Genomic DNA, 21218 nt, shown 5'->3' on the forward strand with positions numbered 1-21218 from the left:
AAACGCATGAATGATGAAGAGCATCTTTCGGAAGCCGAGCCGCGCCGGTCGCTGATCGATGTGGCGACAGAGCTTGCCGCCGGATTGACCGGATCCGCAGAGTTGCCGGTGGCCGGCCTCTCCGGGCCGGCTCGGGCAGCCTTTCTCGCGCTGCTGGCTCGGGAGCGGCCACGTCCCATGCTCGTCCTCGTCGCAGACGCTCGCGCGGCGGAAACGCTGGGCCGGGACTTACGATTTTTTCTCGGGGAGGGGCCCGAAGATCTCGCCGCTTCGGATCGGGTCCATGTCTTCCCTGCATGGGACACAGCACCCTTTGCCGCTCTTTCGCCGAGTCCGGAAACGATTGCCCAGCGGATCGAGGGCCTGCATCGATTGGCGCAGACTCACTTCCCCATCGTGATTACAACCCCGGAGGCGGCCATGCAGCGCGTGATACCGCCGACCGATCTGGAGAGTGCGGTTCAGAATCTGGTCGAGGGGGATGATATCGACCTGGGGAATCTGGCGGCACGGTTGACGGACTGGGGCTACCGGCGACGGCCTCTGGTCGAAGATCGAGGAGAACTTGCGATTCGCGGCGGCTTGATCGACGTTTTCGTGACGGGTGCTCCCGAGCCGATTCGGATGGAACTTCTCGGGGATACGATCGAGTCGATACGCAGTTTTGACCCACGATCACAGCGACGCATGGAGGATCAGGAAGAAGCCTTGATCCTCCCGGCAACCGAGTTGCCCCTGCACCTCCGAACGGACGCACGACTTCTGCGGCAGGTCGACGAGCGTGCGCGGGAACTGGAGATGCCGCGTGCCGATCGTCTTGCTTTGGTCGAAAATTTGCGGGAGGGCGGGGAGGTCCCCGGACTGGAATCCTGGGCGCCTTTGTTCTCGGAAAGAGCCGGGCTCTCGGCGTATTTGCCGGCGAAGACTCTGGTGGTGCTTGATGATCCGCATGCCCTCAAAGCGGCCTGTAAGGAACTCTGGGACTCGATCGATATTCATGAGCAACAGGCAATCGACGAGCGCCGACTGCATCCCGAGCCGACCCAACTCTACTGCACGGTCGAGAACTTCTTCGAGATGCTGGAACCTTTTGCCCGCGTAGTGATGGAGGGGTTGGACGTTTCACCCGACGCCGCCGCTCGCCCGCATGCCAAAATGCCATTCGCGATTCGCGGCCGACGAGTCTCTCACGAGGAAAATGGTTTTGCACTTCTCGTCGAGCGCATCCGAGCCTGGGAGAGTCAGGGCGCGCGGGTGGCTCTGGTTGTGGGGAGTACGGTGCAGGCGGAAAGGCTCAGGTTGATCCTGGAGGCCGAAGATCTTCGGGTCGGATTTGCCGCAGGTTCCTTGCCCGCAGAATTGGAAGCAAGAGATGCACCCGGCAGTTTTATTGTCGAAGGAGAACTCTCCGAATCTGTGGAACTGCCAGCAGACCGCCTCGTCTGTCTCGCCGAAACAAACCTTTTCGGCGAGCACCGCCGCAGCCGTCGGCGCAAGCAGGTGGCCTTGACCCTGGATCAGGTCATGAAGTCGTTAGCGGAATTGAAACCGGGCGATTTCATCGTGCATCTGGATAATGGCATCGGTCGCTATCACGGACTGACGCACCTTTCGGTAGCGGGTAGCGAGGGCGATTATCTTCATCTGGAGTACCACGGAGGCGACAAGCTCTACCTGCCGGTCGATCGCGTCAATCTCGTCCAGAAATATGTCGGGGGAGACGGGGCTCGTCCGGAATTGGCCAAGCTTGGCTCGGGCAATTGGGAGAAGATCAAGCAGAAAACCAAAGAGTCGATTCTCTCGATGACCCGAGAATTGCTCGCACTCTACTCGACGCGGCAGCGTAGTGCGGGCTACGCTTTCTCGACGGGCGACCCTTATTTTCAGGAATTTGCCGCAAGGTTTCCCTTCGAAGAAACACCCGATCAGGAACGCGCGATCGAAGAGGTTCTCGGAGATCTGGGAAGTTCCAAGCCGATGGACCGGTTGGTGTGCGGTGATGTGGGCTATGGCAAGACGGAAGTTGCAATGCGCGCAGCTTTTGCGGTCGCGATGGCCGGCAAACAAGTCGCGGTATTGGTGCCCACGACAGTGCTTGCACAGCAGCATACGGAATCCTTCCGCAAGCGGTTTGAGGGGTATCCTGTCGAGATCGAGACGATGTCCAGTTTCCGGAGTCGGAAGGAAAACCTGGAGACTGTCGCAGCGATTCGAGCTGGCCGCGTCGATGTTGTTGTCGGCACGCATCGATTGCTTTCGGGGGATGTGGAATTCGCCAACCTTGGACTGCTGGTGGTCGATGAAGAACACCGCTTCGGTGTCCGGGACAAGGAGCGAATCAAGCAAATGCGACAGCTGGTCGACGTGCTGACGCTGACTGCGACGCCAATCCCTCGAACTTTGGAAATGTCGCTCTCGGGAATCCGGAATCTTTCGGTAATCGAGACACCTCCTGTAGATCGGCAGGCGATTCGCACCTACGTAAGCCGGTCGGACGATCATGTAATTCGAGATGCGGTGCTGCGGGAACTGCACCGCGGGGGGCAAGTCTTCTTCGTCCACAATCGCGTCCAGACCATCGAGGCGCTGCATGATCGGCTTCGCTCGATCGTTCCGGAAGCAAAGATCCGTGTGGGGCACGGACAAATGAAGACGCACGCTCTCGAGCGCGTCATGTTGGGCTTCATGGAGCATGAATTCGATATTCTTCTCTGTACCGCGATTGTGGAGTCGGGCCTGGATATTCCCAATGCCAACACGATTTTTATCGATCGAGCAGATACCTTTGGTCTCGCCCAACTCTATCAGCTGCGGGGCCGGGTCGGGCGCTCACCGGCGCGAGCCTATGCCTATCTTCTCGTGCCTCCCGAGCGTGTTCTGACGAGGGAGGCGCAGAAGCGACTTCAAGTTCTGCGGGAACTGGACGAGCTCGGCGGTGGTTTCAAAATTGCCGCACATGATCTGGAGATCCGCGGTGCGGGGAATTTGCTCGGGAAACAACAGAGCGGCCACATTACCGAGGTTGGTTTCGAACTTTATACCAGCATGATGGAAGATGCGGTCCGCGAGCTTCGCGGCGAGGTGGTCGAAGAGACGATCGAGCCGGAAATCCAGATTGGCGCCAGCGTTTATATCCCGGACACCTATATGGAAGACGTCAACCAGCGTCTGGTCTGGTACAAACGTCTCGCCGCTCTGCGGGAGAGCGGCGATCGCGGAGTCCTCGCAGAGGAATTGGAGGACCGCTATGGACCTATCCCGCCAATTGTGGACTCATTGCTGGACGTGATGGAATTGCGCCGCCGAATGAAGGATATGTCTGTGAGCGAGGCTCGCTTGCGCGGAGACACTCTCTCGCTGCGACTGCATGAGGGATCCTCCATCGATCGAGACGCTCTGATTGATCTCGTCAAGCAAAGTCGAGGACAGTGGGAGGCATCGCCGGGGAATGTTCTAAGGCATCAAGTGCTAGGGCTTTCGAGTCCGGTTGCCGAGCTTGAGGCTGCTTTGTTGCGGTTGGACGCATTGCCACGTCGGGATATGGCTCCGACTGCCAGAGGTTCCGCATGAGTGATTCAACACCTTCGCTGACGGCAGCAGCCGGTCAAAACTCCGACCCACCGCATTCAGACGGTCCTCTCGCGGCGTTGTCGCTGGGCGCTTTGGGTGTGGTTTACGGCGATATCGGGACATCCCCCCTCTACGCTTTGCGCGAATGCTTTCTTGGCCACTACGGAATACCGATTGATGAGGCCAATGTTCTGGGTGTTCTATCCCTGATGCTCTGGTCCCTGATCTGCGTCATCTCGGCCAAGTATCTCACCTTTGTCATGCGTGCGGATAATCATGGCGAAGGAGGTATTCTCGCCTTGCTCTCCCTGACGCGTGCGGGTGCTGCCGATCGCGGCGCGCCGAGATCGCGACGCGGACTTTTGATGTTGGGGCTGTTTGGGGCGGCGCTGCTTTATGGGGAAGGCGTGATTACACCGGCGATTTCGGTCCTGTCTGCTGTCGAAGGTCTGAGTGTGGCCACCCCGGCATTCGAACCTTTCATTATTCCGATCACGGTGGGCATTTTGATCGGTTTGTTCTCGGTCCAGAGCCGAGGGACGGCGGGTATTGCCCGGGTTTTCGGTCCCATCATGCTGGTGTGGTTTTCGACCATTGGTATTCTCGGGGCACTCCGAATTTTTGGCGATGGCGCCGATGGCCTCATCGTGCTCGGGGCGATCAATCCTCTCTATGGTGTGGAGTTCCTCTTCCAGTCCGGCGGGATCGGCTTCCTGGTGCTGGGTTCGGTCGTCCTGGTGATCACAGGGGGCGAGGCGCTCTATGCCGATATGGGGCATTTCGGACCGCGACCGATTCGTATCGCCTGGTACACGGTTGTGCTGCCGGGTCTGCTGCTGAACTATTTCGGTCAGGGGGTTTTATTGCTGGAACACGGTGCGAGTCTGGAGAACCCATTTTTCCAGATGGCTCCGGACTGGGGTCTCTACCCACTGGTCGTCCTGGCAACAGCCGCTGCCATCATTGCTTCCCAGGCCCTGATTTCGGGAGCTTTCTCGCTGACTCAGGCAGCTGTGCAGTTGGGCTATACGCCGCGGTTCGCCATTGTTCATACATCCGGAGACTCGGAGGGGCAGATCTATATTCCCCCCGTCAACCGGGCTCTTATGGTTCTCTGCATCTGTCTCGTGATCGGATTTGGTGAGTCGAGCGAGCTGGCAGAGGCCTACGGAATGACGGTGATGGGGACCATGACGATCACCTCGATCATCTTCTACGCAGTCGCCCGAGAAAAGTGGAAATGGTCTCGCTTGCAGGCGGGTCTTCCCGTCGCCCTTTTCCTGATTTTTGATCTGACATTCCTCGCGGCCAATCTGCTCAAGTTTTTTGAGGGCGGATGGTTCCCTCTGGTGATCGGCGGAGTGCTCTTCACGATCATGACGACATGGAAACGTGGCCGCGATGAGGTTCGTCGGGTTCTCGGAAGTGCAGAACTACCTCTCGATCTATTTCTTGGCGACGTGGAGAACAGCCAACCTCATCGGGTCAGGGGAACCGCTCTCGTCATGACCTCGAACCCGGAGGGAACTCCTGCGGTCCTCCTGCATCACCTCAAGCACAACAAGGTTTTGCATGAGCGTGTCCTGCTGCTTTCGTTCGTGCAGCGCCGGCGACCGGAAGTGACTGGCCCGGACAAGGTTGTGATCGAGGAACTGAGCGGAGGCTTTGTGCGGATTGTCTTCCAACTGGGTTTCATGGAGCAACCGCGGATGGAGCGAGTAGCGGAATTTTGCGCGCTTCAAGGATGCGTGATCGATTTTTCGAATACGACATTTTTCCTGGGGCGGCAGAGCCTTTTTTCGACAGGGCGTTCGGGTATGGCGATGTGGCGCAAGAATCTTTTCCGCATTCTTTTGCGTAACGCTCCGACGGCGACCGATTATTTCGGGCTTCCACCTAATCGAGTTGTCGAACTCGGGGCTCAGGTCGAGATCTAGAGGTTCTCGGCGAGGCGTGCAGCGCGCTCGGCGATATGGTTGGCGCGCAGATGTTCGCAGACGGCTGCAAAGGCGGGGGTTGGGCCTTGCCACCTCCACTGATGGGGTGACTCCCCGATATCCGCGGAGGTGCGCAGAGTCGCGAGGTCCTTGAAGAGCGCGGCGTCCTCGCGGCCCTGCTGCAAAGATTCGGCGAGTCGCTTGGCGCCGCGTATTTTGACATCCCAGTCGTCTTCGTTCGCGGGAATTTCCTCCAGCGCGATCCAGCGCGCCAGAATTGTCGCAGCGGATTTTGCGCCCCAGCCTTTCAATCCCGGAAATCCATCGGCGCTATCCCCCATCAAGGCGAGATAGTCGGGGATCGAGGCGGGGGAGACACCGAATTTTTCTCGCACGCCATCTTCATCCAGAATGAGATCCTTGCGTCTGTCGACCATGACCACGCGATTACCTTGAACGCATTGAGCAAGATCCTTGTCCGGGGTGAGCAGCAGAATTTGCTCGACATCGGGCTCGGCCCAGGCCAGCGCGGAGGCGCTGGCCAGTCCATCATCGGCTTCAAATTCCTTCATGCGCCACACGGTGACGCCGAGAGCTTCGAGAGCATCTTCGAGGGGATGAAACTGCCCGAAGAGATCGGGATCGATCCCCTCGCCGGATTTGTAGCCATCATAGAGGTCATTGCGAAACGACTCGACCACATGATCGGTCGCGACACCGATATGGGTGGCACCTTTTTCCAGAAGGGAAAGCACAGTGCCCAGGACGCCGCGCAGGGCGCCCACATCGGCTCCGCTTTTGTCCGCGTGAGAGGGCACCGCGAAAAAGTGCCGAAACAACTCGTAGGTTCCGTCGACCAAATGTACCTTCATCAGCCCCAGTTTCGTAGCACAACCCAGTAGATTCCAAGACCGGCAATCGCTGCTGAACCGATTTCGGCCAGCCAACGGTACCAAAGTCCCTCGTGGACCTGCGCGAGAAGGCGGAGAAGGGGCCAGACCAGCAAGACGACCAGTAGTTGCCCCAGCTCGACGCCGATATTGAAGCCGAAGAGGGCGGGGAGCAATCGCTGCACAGGCAGGTCAATTTCCATCAAGATACCGGCAAAACCAAAACCATGAGCCAGTCCGAAAGCAAAGGCGACCAGTGCCCGCAGCCGGGCGGGCCGCTGGTGGACCTCGAGAAGCTGGAAGTGACACCAGGAGAAAACCCCCAAGCCAACCCACGTCAATGCACTGAGCTGGCCACTCCCGGAAACAGCGGCAAGCGCACTCACCCCCAGGATGCCCACCATCGCGATGGGTATGGCGTTTCCACGACCACTCATCAGCCACGAGTTTTCGATGGCTACCAAGGCGATCGAGAAGCCGATCAGAACTTCGATGGAGATCGGCTCCGGCCGGTAGAGCCCCAGAACGGCCAACCCCAGCGTGATGCTATGGGCTACGGTGAAGGCGGTTACGAGAGTGGCGACCTCCCGCAAGGATGAGGCCAGGAGCAGAAGAGCCAGCACAAATGCCAGATGATCCCAGCCGCTGAGTATATGCTCCATTCCCAGGATGGCGTAGCCGGGCAGGGTCGTTTTCAGAGTTTCCTCCGCGACCTGTCCTTCAGGGGCGTCGATCGCCCACTCCGGAGTTCCCGCAACGAGCACGCGTTCTCGAATCTCGCCGGTGGCGTTGGCGACCCGAGCGAAGTGAAGGTGGGAACTCAGAACGTCACCGAGGATATCGCTGCGCAAGGTCAGCGGCCCGACGGCCGGGCACGTGACTTTCCATCGAAAAATGGCCCAACCGATGGGGGCTTGCGCCTGCCGTACGGGTCGACTGGCGGTGCACGCTTCGCTGCCGGCACTCAAGCGCAGATTGGATTGCAAATACCCGGGCCAATCGTGCCCGTTGGGAAACCGCGTCAGTTCCAGAAGCGGGAGTCGCACCTGAACGGCGGCGGTTCGGACCTCTCCCGGAGCCTCTTGCGCCAGGTTCCATCGGGAATACGACGTGCTTTTGGTATGCGCGTCGGCCCCGGCCGGCAACGCGAGCAGCAGCAGGAGGCAGGCCGTCAGCAGGGCGGCCGCCCGGAAAGTGATGGTTTTCAACCGCCTGCCTCCCCGGGGGGGGACAAGCGAACGGTTCCACGTTCGCGCAGATCATCCAGATAGGAGCGAAGGGCGGTATCTCCGGCACGCCTCTGCATCTCGGTGCGAACTTCTTTTTCGACCTCGGACAGGGGCGGTTGGATCCCGGGTTGCGCATCGACCATGCGGAGGACGTAGTAGGCCGAGCCACCTCGAATCGGGTCGCTGATCGCCCCCGGCTCCAATCGGAGCGCAGCTCTGGTGGGGCTTGGCCCGAGATACTCGCGTATTTTCGCCGGAGGCAGCATGCCTTGCGGGAACGGAATGATCGATGGGTCGGCGAGAGCGTCGCGCACGTCGGCGGGAGCGGCCCCCGCGCGGAGTTGCGCTGTCGCTTGGGCAGCCCTTGCCGCCGCCTCGGTGTCGGATTCTCCATCGCGTGCATCGAATCGCATCGGATCAACCCAGAGTCGCCCCGTGCGTGCGAAGTAGGTGCGGTTCTCCTCGTAGAAGTCGGCGAGCTGCTTTCCGCTGGGCTCCTCGGGTTGGGCATCCGCGACGATGGAGTCGATCATTTGTCGGACGAGCAAGGCGCGCACGCGTCGATCGTGTTGATCAACACCGAGCTCGCGAGCTCGCTGGACAAGAAGCTCTTCTTCGATCAGACGGTTCAGGACGTGTGTTCGCTCGGCGGGCCCTATTGCATTGCGGGCGTCAGCGGCAAGCAGGCCGACAGCTTGTTCGAAGGCTTCACTTTCGATCGGGACGCCATTGACCGTGGCGGCGATGCCGCTTTCCAGCCCGGAGTCGAATTCGGTTCGCTCGCGCAGAACGCCCAGACCGGCGAGGAACAGGCCCAGAGCTGCTCCAACGATCAAGAAAACCGGGGGGCGATTCGCTGCATTATCCGACATAGGATGCACGGTATCTGATCTGTCACCAAGCTCAATTCAAGCAAGATGAGCTGTTGCTCGGTGGCGACCTTCGGATGCTGGCGGTGGGCTCCGGGATGCTTTAGACCGTAGTAAGGGGGATTTTATGGCTGAGGAAGCGCGAGCGAAATTTCACCGGATGGATGAGGGCACCGTTGAGGATTGGATGATCATCGGCGGGAGTCATATGGAATTTGCGGCCGGGACCGCGCAACGGGTTTTGCGTCACCTCGAACTCCTCGATGGAGATTACGGTGGCTTTGCCGTGGATCGCCTCACCCATAGCCTCCAGACGGCAACTCTCGCGATGCGGGATGGTCGGGATGAGGAGTATATCGTATGCGCTCTGTTGCACGATATCGGAGACACTCTCGCGCCGACCAATCATCCTTCGATCGCGGCCGGGATTCTCAAGCCTTGGGTCTCGGAGCAGAACCATTGGATCGTGGAACACCACGGGATTTTTCAGGGATATTATTTCTGGCATTTTCTTGGCGGGGACCGGAACGATCGAGATCGCTTTCGAGAAAACCCCTACTACGATTCCTGCGAGGAGTTTTGCGAACTGTATGATCAGCGCGCGTTTGATCCGAAAGCCGAGACCCTTCCCCTGCAAGAGTTCGAGCCATTGATCCACCGTGTCTTCGCGGAGGGACGTCCGACGATTGCGGCTGCAAGCTGATCTCTCCCGGGGCTTTTCGAATGCCGGGTGCGAGAACCGACAAGCTGCGTTAGGGAATCATGTGATTTGCTGATGCGCCCGTTCGAGGGTGACCCGAAAACTGAAGACCCCAAGGAGATTCCGATGCAGGAAGTAGTGATTGTAGAAGCGGCGCGAAGCGCCATCGGTCGGCGCAAGGGAGCCTTTGCGGGACTTCAGGCAGCGGACCTCCTCGGGGCCGTTCAAAAAGCATGCATCGAGCGAGCCGGTATCGATCCGTCCGAGGTCGGGCAGGTCGTTGGCGGTTGTGTTTCGCAGGTCGGCGAGCAAAGTTTCAATATCGCGCGCGTTGCCTGGTTGGCTGCAGGATTACCCCTCGAGGTCGCCTCGACGACAGTCGACAGCCAATGTGGATCGTCCCAACAAGCGATCTCGGTTGCGGCCGGACTCGTCGGTGCCGGTATCGAGGATGTTGTTCTCGCCTGCGGGGTAGAGACCATGACGCGAATCCCCCTTGGCGAAAATATGAAGGGTGGTTTCCCGATGACCGCTCAGTATATGGCGCACTACAAGCCCACCTCGCAGTTTCAGGGGGCCGAGCAGATTGCAAAAAATTACGGACTGACCCGCGAGGATGCAGATCGGTTCGGTCTGCGCAGCCAGGAACGCGCAATTGCGGCATGGAAAGCCGGACACTTTGACAAGGAAGTGGTGACCTTGCAGTCCCCGGTTCTCGATGAGGCGGGAAAGCCTACCGGTGAAATGGAAGAGGTGACGCGAGACGGCGGCCTGCGCGAGACGTCGATGGAAAAGCTCGCCGGCCTCAAGGCTGTTCAGGAGGGTGGCATTCATACCGCCGGGTCCGCATCGCAGGTCTCGGATGGCGCGGCCGCGGTTTTGTTGATGTCCCCCGAGAAAGCAAAGGCATTGGGCCTCAAGCCTCGCGCCCGGATCAAGGCAACCACTTTGGTTGGCTGTGACCCCGAAGTGATGCTGGAGGGACCAATCCCCGCAACACGTAAGGTTCTGGAACAGACGGGCTTGTCGATTGGTGATATCGATACCTTCGAGATCAACGAAGCCTTTGCGGCGGTTGTCATGGCTTGGGAAAAAGAATTTCAGCCGGATACCGATCGTGTAAACCCCAAGGGGGGAGCTATCGCCATCGGTCATCCGACAGGGTGCACGGGGTCCCGACTGGTGACGACGGCCCTGCACGAGTTGGAGAGGACGGACGGACGCTACGGCCTGATCTCGATGTGCTGCGGCGGTGGCCTGGGGACGGGTACGATCATCGAGCGTCTGGACGGCTGAAGGGCCGTTTGGTCTCGATCGGTGCGCTGAGGCGGAAGCATGCAACGGGCAGAGCAGATTCGAGTTCTGAAAGAACTGCTTGGGCATATCGACGCGGGTACAAACGTCGATGCGGGAGGGATCCGCTACAATCCGAGTAGTGCCTACACCTGTGAGGAACTTGCTTCCCGCGAATGGCAGGAGTTTTTTCGTTCGCATCCACAGGTGATCGGGATGTCGCCTGATTTGCCCGAGGTAGGCAGCTTTCTCACGATGGAGGATTTCGGCGTCCCCTTGTTGGCAACGCGAGACCGCGATGGGACTTTTCGCGCTTTTGTGAACGTCTGTCGACACCGTGGCACTCTGGTGGAGTCGGCCAGTCGTGGCACGAAACGTAACTTCGTCTGCCCTTTTCACGGTTGGAGCTACGATACGCAGGGCTCGCTTGTGGGCTTGCCCAAGCCGGAGCAGTTCGGAAAAGTGGACCGAAGCTGTCTGGGTCTGGTGGAGTTGCCGGCTGCCGAGAAATACGGCTTCCTCTGGGTCCACCCCGACGCTTCATTGGACGTCGATGATCTCCTGGGCGGTCTGGCCGACGAGTTTGCCAGTTGGGACTTCTCGAAACTGGAGCGAATCGAGGCGGATTTCTATCCGACGCCGATGAACTGGAAGTTTGCGATTGACACTTTCGGGGAGACCTATCATTTCAAGGTCCTGCACCGGAACTCTCTCGCTCAAGTGTTTCAGGGTGATGTTCAGGCTTATGATACTTTTGGTCGGAACCATCGTATGACCCTTTGCGTGAAGTCGATTCACGAGATGCGGCATACACCCGAGAGCGAGTGGCATATCAGTCAGGGCGGCTTTCCTGTCTACTACCTCTTTCCGAATATTCAGGTGAATGTCGGGAGTGCGGGAGTGACTTTGGTCCGCGTTTATCCCGTGCCCGGGAAGCCGACGGAATCGTTTTCGCAGGTGACCTTTTATATGTGGCCCGAAGCGGCGGTGCAGGATCCGGAATTCGCGCGCGAATTCCCTCGGATTTTCGGCCAAGTGATTCGCGACGAAGACTATGTGGCGGCGGCCTCGGCGCAGCGTGGAGCTTCGGCTGGAACACAGGAATATGTTCTCTTCGGGAGGAACGAACCGGCACTCCATCATTACCATAATACCTATCGGCAGGCTCTTGGTCTGGAACTCCTTCCGCTTCAACCCGCTTAGCCGGATCGTTCCGGGGCCGAAAAGGGTTGGCAGTCGACCATCGGGTCGTGATTGGATCCCTGCATGGAACTCGTATGGGATGAACGACCGATTGGAATGAGCTTTTGGCCGCAGGACGTCGATGCGCCGGCCGTCGCGCCGCGGCGTGAAGATATACGGATTCGGACGGCCGATGGAGCTCTGGTGCGGGGCGTTCTGTGGACGCCACCGACCGGTGAAGCTTGGAAGACCGCAGTGGTATTATCGCACCCTCGTGGTGATTTTTCCCATCATTATGCATGCCCGCTTCTGGCTGCGGCCGGCTATGCGGTGTTCGGCTTCGCCACGAGGTACCTGAATAACGACGCGGATTGCCTTCATGAAAACTGTGTTCTGGATGTCGTTGCTGCGGTAGAGGAAATGCGTTCGCGTGGTGCGGATCAGGTGATTCTCTTCGGGAATTCGGGCGGCGGATCCTTGATGGCCCTGGCGCAGGCCGAGACGAAATGCGGTGACGCGTGGATCGGTTGTGCCGCACACCCTGGCGAAGGTGTTTTCATGGAGCAGGTGATCGATCCTTCGGTAGTCGATGAGGCGGATGCTCTGAGCGTAAATGCGGACCTGGATATGTACGACCCGAAGAATGGTTGGCGCCCCTGGCCTGAACCCTGCCGCTATGATCCCGCGTGGGTGGCACGCTACCGTCAGGCACAGCGGTCTCGGATCGAGCGGATCGACTCGCGAGCACGCGAGGCTTTGGCCATCGGGAAGCAGGGCCGCGCGGATGCACGCGGGGCTTCTGTGGGAAGCGACGATTGGCGAGACGGTCGGCGCCGAGGTCTCTACACCCCGTATATGGTGACGTATCGAACTTTGGCCAACCCGGCTTACCTCGATCTTTCGCTCGAGCCTGATGATCGTCCGATGGGCTCTCTTTTTGCTTTCCCCGATCCTTTCGAATCGAACTATTCCAGTTTTGGATTGGGGCGTGTCATGACGCCGCGCGGCTGGCTGTCGACTTGGTCGAGTATTTCTTCACCTGCACGCCTGGCGGATACGATGCCTCGAGTTTCGTGCCCGACCCTGATTTTGCATCCGACCGCGGATACGGAGATTCGGCTTTCACAGGCGCGTGCGATTCGTGATGCAGCCGGCGCGGCGGACACGACCTATATCGAGTTGGAGGGGGCGCCCCACTACCTTGAAGGTCATCGAGTCGCGGCGATGGAGCAGGTGGCTGCCTGGATTGCCGAACGTTTCTAGTCAGGCGTTCCGATGCCGGAGGTATGCTGTCGGGCGAATGCAAGAAGTTCCTCATGGGCTTGGGTGATCTTCTCGAAATCCAGTTTTTCGACGTCTCGATCGTAGGTCAGAAGGCCGTTCATTTCGATCTCGACATCCGTGATCTGGGTGTAGACCGCCTGGCAAAGACCCTTTTCGATCAAAGGTCGGAGCTTGCCCAACAAACGCAAATACTCGGCGGTCAATGCCTCCGGTGAGTCCATCATCCGGTAGACGAACTTTCGCTTTTCTTCCCAGGTGTGCCCGGGTTCGATGGATCCGAGGCCGCCATATTCCGAACAGCCTTGTGCCCGCGCGTCTTCCACAGACGGCATTCGCGGGGAAGGGTAATGGTGGGCGCTCACGAAATCGCCCGCTCCCTGATCGAACCAGCCCGAGGCCGCGTCGACCGGGCGACTGCTGTCGATTGCCCGAATCCGCTCGACGGCATCGGCCGAGTTGAATTGGCCCCAACCCTCGTTGAAGGGCACCCAGCCGACGATCGAGGGTACGTCGCGGAGTTGATGAACCATTTCGTCCAATTCCAAGTGAAACGCGTCGCGGTTGGCTTGTCCGGATCGGCCGGTACGCCAACGCATCCGGTCATCGCGGATATGCTTGCCCGTAGCGAGGTGCCAGGCCATCGATGCGAAAAACGGAGTTCCGACAGGTCCGCATGGCATATCTTGCCAGACAGCAAGGCCGAGTCGATCGCAATGGTGGTACCAGCGCATCGGTTCGACCTTGATGTGCTTGCGCACCATGTTGAAGCCCATCTGGTGGATCTGTTCGACATCGAAGCGAAGCGCTTCATCGGTCGGGGCTGTATAGAGGCCATCCGGCCAGTAACCTTGATCGAGAGGGCCGAGCTGAAAGACCGGGTCGCCATTCCATTGCAGGCGCGGTTTCCCGTGAATGTCGAGGCTTGTATCAAACCATCGCAGGGCAAAATAGGATTCGATCGTATCGAGGACCTGTTCGCCACGGCAAAGTTCGGCACGAAGGCCGAAGAGATGTGGATCCTCGCGGGACCAGAGGCGCGGCGCTTCCGGGCGGAGTGCCAGGGTTCCGCCGGGGGAGGTCTCGCCGAGGGCGACGACTTGGGCGGCGCCGCCACCTTCGGGAAAGGCGTCGGCGTTTGCGGTCAGCCGAATGTGCAGGCCTGCGGCATCGCCCGAGATCTCCGGGGTGACGAGAATTTCCTCGCCGCCTGTCTGCGGCTCGAGGCGCAGCTTGCGGATCGAGGCGTCAGGAACAGCCTCCAGCCAGACGCTCTGCCAGATCCCCGAGACCGCGGTATAAAAAACAAGCTTGGGGCGCAGAGATTGTTTGCCTACAGCCTGCCCCTGTTGTCCGGTCGGATCGACGATGGCCACGCGGAGGTCGTTGGAGGCATCGCGCCGCAGCTCGTCTGTAATATCGAACGAGAAGCTGCCAAAGCCGCCCCGATGAGCGCCGATGATTTTCCCGTTGATCGTGACCTGCGCCTCCCAGTCGACGGCCCCGAAATGGAGGATCACGCGTCGGTGATGCCAGCTCTGCGGCACCGAAAAGGACCTCTGCATCCAAAGGCATTGCCCCGGTTTGAGGGCTTCGCCTATGCCGGATAGCGAGGACTCGATCGGAAAGGGAACCAGGATTTCTCGATCCTGAAGTTCGGTTGGTGCACCAGCGCGCGTCGTTCCGAAGCGCCAGAGCCCGTTGAGCGACCGCCAGCCCGAATCTCCCTCGGGGCCCTCTCGAACGAGCTGAGGGCGCGGGTATTCCGGCAGAGGGTTCTCCGGGCGCAGATCCTTCGCAAAACGGCTTTGCAGAGGGTTCCGGGCGGCTTTCCATTCGTACTTGGCGGTCTTTTTCATGGGCATCGATTCGGCGCCGAGGACCACCAGAGCTCTCTCTGCGTCCCGGTGGCGCGTGTATGCATGTTTTGGTCGATCGCAGGCGGGAAGGCAACGAAAACCTGCCCTCGTTTTTGCCCCGGTTTCTTCCGCCACTGCTTCGGGGTAGATCGGGACCATGGCAGACGTCGAAAGGAATCTCCTGGGAGAGCGGTTTACGGAGGCCTTTGCCTACGCCGCGAGGCTTCACGCTGCACAGCGGCGCAAGGCCAAGGAAACCCCATACCTCGCCCATCTGATGGCCGTGTCCTCGATGGTTTTGGAGTGTGGCGGTGACGAGGATGAAGCGATGGCGGCCCTTCTCCACGATGCCGCAGAAGATCAGGGCGGCCACGCCGTCCTGGACGTCATCGGGAGGCGTTTTGGCTTGCGTGTCGCAGGCATCGTTGCCGAATGCAGCGACAGCTTGGTCGACGATACGGTTGAGACCAAACGTCCCTGGCAGGAGCGCAAGGAGGAGTTTCTGGCGCGACTGGTCGATGCGTCTCCGGGTTGCCGTCTTGTGACGGCCTGCGACAAGCTCCACAACCTGACCGATGTTCTGGCCGACTATGAGGTGGTCGGCGAGGATCTTTGGCCTCGCTTTAGCGGCGGGCGGGAAGGAAGTGCCTGGTATTACCGGGAAATCGCCCGGATTCTCGAGAAGGACGGGCACCGGGCCGCTCGAGAACTCGTGCGTGCATCGGCTCGGTTGGACGAGCGTTTGGGTCTTTTGGCGTAATTGCGCGGGGAAGTTCGTCGAGAAAGTTCGCGACAGGCGTATTTGCCAACGATCCGAATCGTGGTTGGATATAGGCAGTATGCGCTGGTTTTTGAAAGATAGTGTCCTTCGCGGGTGGTTGTGGATTCTCGGTCTCTTGCCCGGCGTGGGACTTCTCTTTTGGTCTTCCTACCCGCTATCGCGGCGGCTGGGTCTGATTCTCATGGGCCTAGTGGCATTTGGCGGCTTCGCCTGGGCGAGACTCCGCCTCGATCGGACCTTGCAAGGTCAGTCGAATTGGAACCTGCCGGGCCAGATCTACCGATTGCTGAGTTGCCCGTTGGATTTATTCATGGTGGTGCAACTTGTCGCGGCACGAGGGGCAGCGGAAGGACATTGGATGGGGGGCCCGGGTTTTATGTGGGTGGGTCCGGTTTGGTATAGCGCCCATGCGATTGTCTTTTTTGGCTATTTGTTCGGCGGTACGGGCCGCCGTTTGTGGGGACTGCTGCGGCGAAGTAGTCGCGGTTCGGTCCCGGCGGTGTCGCCGGAGCGGCGGAGATTTCTCGAAGGATCGGTTGTGGCCGCAGCAGGTATTCCTTTCGCGATCTCGCTCTCGGGAGTGGGGACATCCTATGATTTCCAGGTCGAGGAGCGCGAGATCTATTTGCCGAACTGGCCACGCTCTCTGGACGGTCTCCGCGTTGCTCATTTATCCGATATTCATGTCGGTGGAGCGATGGACGCCATCCGATTGCAACGAGTGGCTGACCTGACCAACCAGGCAAAGCCCGATATCGTCATGCACACCGGAGATTTTCTGACCCATCGTGACGGGGACTTTGATGCGCCGCTCTATCCGGCGCTTGCGAAGATTCAGGCACCTCTGGGCCAATGGGCCTGCCGGGGGAACCACGATTTTGACGACCCGATCGGATTTCCCCGCAAGCTGGGCGAAGCCGGAGTGAATCTCCTGCGGGATGAACAGGCGACCCTGAAATTTGCCGGGGAAGAAGTCCGCGTCGGCGGTCTGGATTATGTGGGGCGCGACCGAGATCGGGCACAGGCCTACGCTGCGAATACCCGCGGGATGGGACCCCATGATGGTGAACCCCGGATCCTGCTGCTCCATGATCCGAGTCAGTGGTTGCACGTGCCGACGGGTGCCTCGAATCTCGTGCTTTCCGGGCACACGCATGGAGGGCATATCGGAATTCCCTGGGGTCAGGGTGCGCTCTGGACAGTGGTGGGCGCTGCGGGCTTTCCCGATCAGGGCGTCTTTATGCGCGACGACGAGACGCGCCTCTATGTCACCCGTTGTGTGGGTTTCTATGGGTACCCGCTGCGTCTCGGGATCCCCCCCGAGATTGCCATGCTGAATCTTCGCTCGGCCTGACCGCCAGAGATATCAGGCGTAGTCGTCGGCGGAGGTATCGGCGGGGGTATCCCTTTGCCCGTCCTCATCGAGCAGGTCCGCGATCAGATCGTATTCGGATGCCGCTGTCACGATGGCGCGCCGAAAATCACCGGGTTGGGCTGCGCCGTTGGCCAAAGTGATTTTGCCGTCGACGTCCGGTGCCTGGCCCCACCAGCGTCCTTCGAGCAGAAGATCCGTTTCTTCGCTGAGACCGTCAACCAGCACTTCGATTTCGGAGCCAACTTTTTGGCGCAGCCGAGCCGCGTTGAATTCACGCTGTCGGGTCAGCAGCTCGCGTTGTCGTTCTTCGACGACCTCCTCTGGCACAAGGTCGTCGCGGTCGCCGGCGGGAGTACCTTCTTCATGGGAATAGGCGAACACGCCGAGATGATCCGGCGATGCGTAGTCAAGGAAGTCGCAGAGCTCGCGGAAATCGGCATCGGTTTCACCCGGATGTCCAACAAGGAATGTGGTTCGCAGGACAAGTTCGGGGACCGACTGTCGCAGTCGATCGACGGTATCGCGCAAGCGCTGGCCGCCGTGGCCCCGTCGCATGGAGCGAAGCATATCATTGCTCGCGTGCTGGAAGGGCATATCGACGTAAGGAAGCACCGTCGGGTGTTGGTCCATCAGAGAGAGCAGGTCGGGGTCGAGTTTTTCCGGGTAGAGGTAATGGAGTCGAAGCCATTCCAGATCGGGGATGTCGGCGAGAGCTTCTGCGAGGCCGGCGAGGTTGGGGCGCTCCTCGCGGTCCCTCCCATAGGCGATGGTATCCTGAGAGATCAGACAGATCTCGCGAACGCCGGCATCTACGAGTGCCGTCGCCTCTCGAACCAGATCTGCGATGGGGCGCGAACGTTGCTTGCCGCGGAAGCCGGGGATGGCGCAGAAACTGCAGCTGCGATTACAGCCCTCGGCAATTTTCAGATAAGCGCTATGGCCCATTTGCGTCAGGATGCGAGGGTCTTCCGCCCGCATTGTGTAATCCGCAGGGTTGCCCACCTGCATGCGCTCGGCATCCTGATCCAGAATCGGACCAAGTTTGAGCATATCGCTCGAGCCCAGAAGATGGTCAATTTCGGGAATCTCGGCGCCGACCTCGTCGGCGTAACGCTGCGTCAGGCAGCCGGCGACGACGAGTTTTTCGCAGGCGCCCTCGGCCTTGTAGCGAGCCATCTCGAGAATGGTGTTGACGGATTCTTCCTTCGCGGGGCCGATAAAACCGCAGGTATTCACGACGATGACCTCCGCTTCGAGGGGGTCGGCCGTGATCGCGAGCCCGCGCTGATCAGTCACGCCAAGCATGACTTCCGTGTCGACGCGATTTTTCGCGCAGCCCAGCGACACAAAATGAACCTTCCGTGGCATTGGGGGAGTCTAGCACTCATTGGCGCGTCGCGCTTTGCAAGCCTCCTGCCGCGGTTTGTCCTCGGGGGTCTGGATGCATAGGAGAAGATATATGCCGGCAGGGATCAAGGGAGCGAATCAGCTGAGGGGTTCGGGTTCAGAGTGCGAAATACCGGGACTTTCAGCCAGAGGAATACTTTCGGCTTTGCTGATCGTTCTCTGTGGCTGGGGCATGGGTTGCAGTTCCACGCCAGATCCAGCGCCGAGAGTGGCAGAAGTTCGATCCTCCGAGGAGCAGATTCCGGAGCATGAATGGCGGAGCTATCTGGGCGACCGATCACGGGCTCATTTCTCACCGCTCCAGCAGATCAATCGGGAAACTGTCGCTAACCTCGAGGTTGCATGGGTGTACGATGCCGGAGGGGCGGATCCCGCCGGTGGCACGCAGATTCAATTCAATCCTCTGATTGTCAAAGGGGTCCTCTACGGTGCCTCGCCCACGATGCGCTTCTTTGCTCTGGATGCGGCCACCGGCAACGAGTTGTGGAGCTTTGATCCGGGTGCCGAAGTCGAGGTCTGGACCGCCACCCGAGGCGCGGTCTACTGGTCCGAGGGGGAAGAGGAGAGAATCTTTTTCGGGGTAGGACCCTACCTGTATGCCCTGGACCCCTTGCGCGGTAAGCCGATCACCTCCTTTGCTGATCAGGGCCGTCTGGATCTGCGGGAAGACCTGGGCCGAGACGTCGGTGACGATATCATGGGCGTTGTGCTGACCACGCCTCCGGCACTTTTCGACGACCTTCTGATTGTCGGGGGGCGCGTGAATGAAATGGCGGGCGCTGCTCCCGGACATGTGCGTGCGTTCGACGTGCGGACCGGTGAGATGCGATGGATTTTTCATACCATTCCGCTCGCAGGTCAATTCGGAGCCGAGACCTGGCAGCCCAACGCGGCCGAGACCGCGGGTGGTGCGAATGCCTGGGCCGGGATGGCCGTGGATGAGGAGCGTGGTCTGGTTTTCGTTCCCACGGGTTCGGCAGCGGGCGATTTTTATGGGGGTGAGCGTCCCGGGGATAACCTCTTCGCAAACTCCCTGGTGGCACTCGACGCGAGAGACGGCACGCGGCGCTGGCATCAGCAAATTGTGCACCATGATCTCTGGGATCGCGATTTACCGGCGCCGCCGAATCTTGTCGTTTTGCAGCGCGACGGCGTCGAGATTCCTGCAGTCGCGCAGGTCACAAAAACGGGAGATACCTATGTCTTCCACCGCGATACCGGCGAGACGCTGTTTCCGATCGAGGAGAGGTCTGTTCCGTCGAGCACCATTGACGGGGAAGTTGCCTCGCCGACCCAACCGCGGCCCTTGCTGCCCCGGCCATTCGTTCGACAGGAATTTACTCTGCGCGACGTGACCGATCGCAATGAGGTAGCGGCCGCGGCGGTTCGCGAGAGTCTCGCCGAGCTGCGCTTCGGACCGCTTTTCGAGCCGCCGAGTCTGGCGGGCACGATTCAATATCCGGGGCTCGACGGAGGTGCGGAATGGGGCGGCGCGGCTTGGAATGAACAAAGCCAATTACTTTTCATAAACGCTAATCAGGTGCCTTGGATCGTCAAGATGGTGGCCGTGGAGAAGGGGTTCGATCCTTTCTCGGACCCCGCGGGGGGCTACACGCTGGCCTGCGCCGGTTGTCATGGCATGGATATGAAGGGCGATGGGGCCGGGATCCCCTCGCTCCTCGATGTGACCGATCGGTTGTCCTATCTGGAAATCTACCGGGTCATGCGGGACGGGCGGGGGCGAATGCCCGGCTTCGGAGGTATGACCGAATGGTGGGAACTCGCGGGTCTCGCTGGCTATATTTATTTCGCCGATGAATACGACGCGCCCTCAAAATGGGCAGCGGCCGGCGGTGATCTGGAATATATCAGCGCCGGGTATCAGAGATTCCTGGACCCCGACTTCCTGCCGGCATCTCGGCCTCCCTGGGGAACATTTTCGGCGATCGATATGCAGACCGGCGAGATTCGCTGGCAGGTGCCTCTGGGGGACTACCCGAAGGTTCTTGCCAGTGGCGATTCCGGTCTGGGTGCCGAGAACTATGGCGGGCCCGTGGCGACGGCGGGCGGCTTGTTGTTTCTCGCGGCAACCCCCGACAGCCGCTTCCGCGCCTTCGACCAGAGGACCGGCGAGGTTCTTTGGCAGGCTGATCTTCCGGCACCCGGGTTCGCGACACCGGCCACCTACGCGGTTGGAGGTCGACAGTTCGTCGTGATCGCCGCCGGAGGAGGAAAGCTGGAACAGCCTTCGGGAAGTTCCTACGTTGCCTTCGCCTTGCCCTAGGGGCGGGCTTGACTGGTTTGTTCCCGGACCCGCTCGACCAGAGCGAGGTCCATTCGTTCGAATGCCTCAAACGTGTAGCGCTGCGATCCGTTGTCTTTCATTCGGTGCGCCAGCCAGCCACGGAACTCCTCCCGTTGGACAAATTCGACTTCGCCTTCGCCGACCTCTGCGAAGTGAAAGCTATGGTCCGTCTCCAGAAAGCCGGACACCAGAATGCTTCCGTGCCAATGAAGCACGGAGGGAGCGGTGGCGGTTACGATTTTGGGGCGAACGACAACGGGAAGCTTCCAGTTTTCCTGAACAATGGTGACTCGGAGCATCTCTCCCGGCTGCAGGATGCCCTCCATTTTTTTCACATAAGGGTTCCAGTCGTGGAATAAATCGGCGCGCGTCAAAATTTCCCAGGCAGCCTCCCGGGTGCCCGGGAAGCGCACGCGATGCTCGACCACATAGACAGCAGCTTCGCCATCATAGGAACGGAGGAAGAGGACGCCTGCCCCCCCGATTCCCATCAGCAGCACAATACCCCAGAGAAATATTTGCATCACCAATCTCCTCCTG

The 21218-nt window shown here is 59.8% G+C and carries 15 protein-coding genes; 9 read left to right on the forward strand and 6 right to left on the reverse strand.

Annotated features, from left to right (window positions below):
* Positions 1–6: 6 nt before the first annotated feature.
* Positions 7–3570, forward strand: coding sequence for a transcription-repair coupling factor (gene mfd / locus P8K07_03105; protein MDG1957507.1), 3564 nt, complete (start codon positions 7–9; stop codon positions 3568–3570).
* Positions 3567–5507 (forward strand): potassium transporter Kup, encoded by a 1941-nt coding sequence (locus P8K07_03110; protein MDG1957508.1) that lies wholly within the window; start codon positions 3567–3569, stop codon positions 5505–5507. The genes mfd and P8K07_03110 overlap by 4 nt, the downstream gene beginning before the upstream one ends.
* On the opposite strand, the gene P8K07_03115 is transcribed toward P8K07_03110, so the two are convergent.
* Genes P8K07_03115 through P8K07_03125 form a run of 3 tightly spaced genes read right to left on the reverse strand, consistent with a single transcriptional unit; the run spans position 5504 to position 8498 of the window.
* Positions 5504–6379, reverse strand: coding sequence for a 5'-3' exonuclease H3TH domain-containing protein (locus P8K07_03115; GenBank protein ID MDG1957509.1), 876 nt, complete (start codon positions 6377–6379; stop codon positions 5504–5506). The genes P8K07_03110 and P8K07_03115 overlap by 4 nt on opposite strands.
* Positions 6379–7605 (reverse strand): HupE/UreJ family protein, encoded by a 1227-nt coding sequence (locus tag P8K07_03120; protein ID MDG1957510.1) that lies wholly within the window; start codon positions 7603–7605, stop codon positions 6379–6381. The genes P8K07_03115 and P8K07_03120 overlap by 1 nt, the downstream gene beginning before the upstream one ends.
* Positions 7602–8498 (reverse strand): peptidylprolyl isomerase, encoded by an 897-nt coding sequence (locus P8K07_03125; GenBank protein ID MDG1957511.1) that lies wholly within the window; start codon positions 8496–8498, stop codon positions 7602–7604. The genes P8K07_03120 and P8K07_03125 overlap by 4 nt, the downstream gene beginning before the upstream one ends.
* Before the next feature lie 124 nt (positions 8499–8622).
* On the opposite strand from P8K07_03125, the gene P8K07_03130 reads away from it, so the two are divergent.
* The 4 genes from P8K07_03130 to P8K07_03145 all read left to right on the forward strand — a co-directional run bounded on the left by P8K07_03130 (position 8623) and on the right by P8K07_03145 (position 12933).
* The gene (locus P8K07_03130) at positions 8623–9198 is read left to right on the forward strand and encodes an HD domain-containing protein (protein ID MDG1957512.1); all 576 of its coding nucleotides are present in this window, start codon (positions 8623–8625) and stop codon (positions 9196–9198) included.
* A gap of 123 nt (positions 9199–9321) precedes the next feature.
* Positions 9322–10491, forward strand: a complete 1170-nt coding sequence (locus P8K07_03135; GenBank protein MDG1957513.1) for a steroid 3-ketoacyl-CoA thiolase — start codon at positions 9322–9324, stop codon at positions 10489–10491.
* Between the two features lie 39 nt (positions 10492–10530).
* Positions 10531–11691, forward strand: coding sequence for an aromatic ring-hydroxylating dioxygenase subunit alpha (locus P8K07_03140; protein MDG1957514.1), 1161 nt, complete (start codon positions 10531–10533; stop codon positions 11689–11691).
* A 63-nt stretch (positions 11692–11754) separates the two neighbouring features.
* A complete protein-coding gene (locus P8K07_03145; GenBank protein ID MDG1957515.1) occupies positions 11755–12933 on the forward strand; it encodes an alpha/beta hydrolase in 1179 nt (392 codons plus the stop codon).
* Here P8K07_03145 and P8K07_03150 read toward each other — a convergent pair.
* Positions 12930–14810, reverse strand: coding sequence for a glycoside hydrolase family 2 TIM barrel-domain containing protein (locus tag P8K07_03150; GenBank protein ID MDG1957516.1), 1881 nt, complete (start codon positions 14808–14810; stop codon positions 12930–12932). The genes P8K07_03145 and P8K07_03150 overlap by 4 nt on opposite strands.
* A 157-nt stretch (positions 14811–14967) precedes the next feature.
* Here P8K07_03150 and P8K07_03155 point away from each other — a divergent pair, with 157 nt between their 5' ends.
* Together P8K07_03155 and P8K07_03160 are read left to right on the forward strand one after the other, a co-directional pair.
* A complete protein-coding gene (locus P8K07_03155; GenBank protein MDG1957517.1) occupies positions 14968–15570 on the forward strand; it encodes an HD domain-containing protein in 603 nt (200 codons plus the stop codon).
* A gap of 79 nt (positions 15571–15649) precedes the next feature.
* Positions 15650–16945: a metallophosphoesterase gene (locus P8K07_03160; GenBank protein MDG1957518.1), complete on the forward strand. Its 1296-nt coding sequence runs from the start codon at positions 15650–15652 to the stop codon at positions 16943–16945.
* Between the two features lie 12 nt (positions 16946–16957).
* On the opposite strand, the gene rimO is transcribed toward P8K07_03160, so the two are convergent.
* On the reverse strand, positions 16958–18334 hold the full coding sequence (gene rimO, locus P8K07_03165) for a 30S ribosomal protein S12 methylthiotransferase RimO (GenBank protein ID MDG1957519.1): 1377 nt from the start codon (positions 18332–18334) through the stop codon (positions 16958–16960).
* A gap of 247 nt (positions 18335–18581) precedes the next feature.
* Between rimO and P8K07_03170 the strand changes: the two genes are divergently transcribed.
* On the forward strand, positions 18582–20657 hold the full coding sequence (locus P8K07_03170) for a PQQ-binding-like beta-propeller repeat protein (GenBank protein ID MDG1957520.1): 2076 nt from the start codon (positions 18582–18584) through the stop codon (positions 20655–20657).
* Here the strand turns inward: P8K07_03170 and P8K07_03175 are convergent.
* Positions 20654–21202, reverse strand: coding sequence for an SRPBCC domain-containing protein (locus P8K07_03175; GenBank protein MDG1957521.1), 549 nt, complete (start codon positions 21200–21202; stop codon positions 20654–20656). The genes P8K07_03170 and P8K07_03175 overlap by 4 nt on opposite strands.
* Between the last annotated feature and the right edge of the window lie 16 nt (positions 21203–21218).

This window comes from Candidatus Binatia bacterium, assembly GCA_029248525.1.
GTDB lineage: Bacteria > Desulfobacterota > Binatia > UBA12015 > UBA12015 > UBA12015.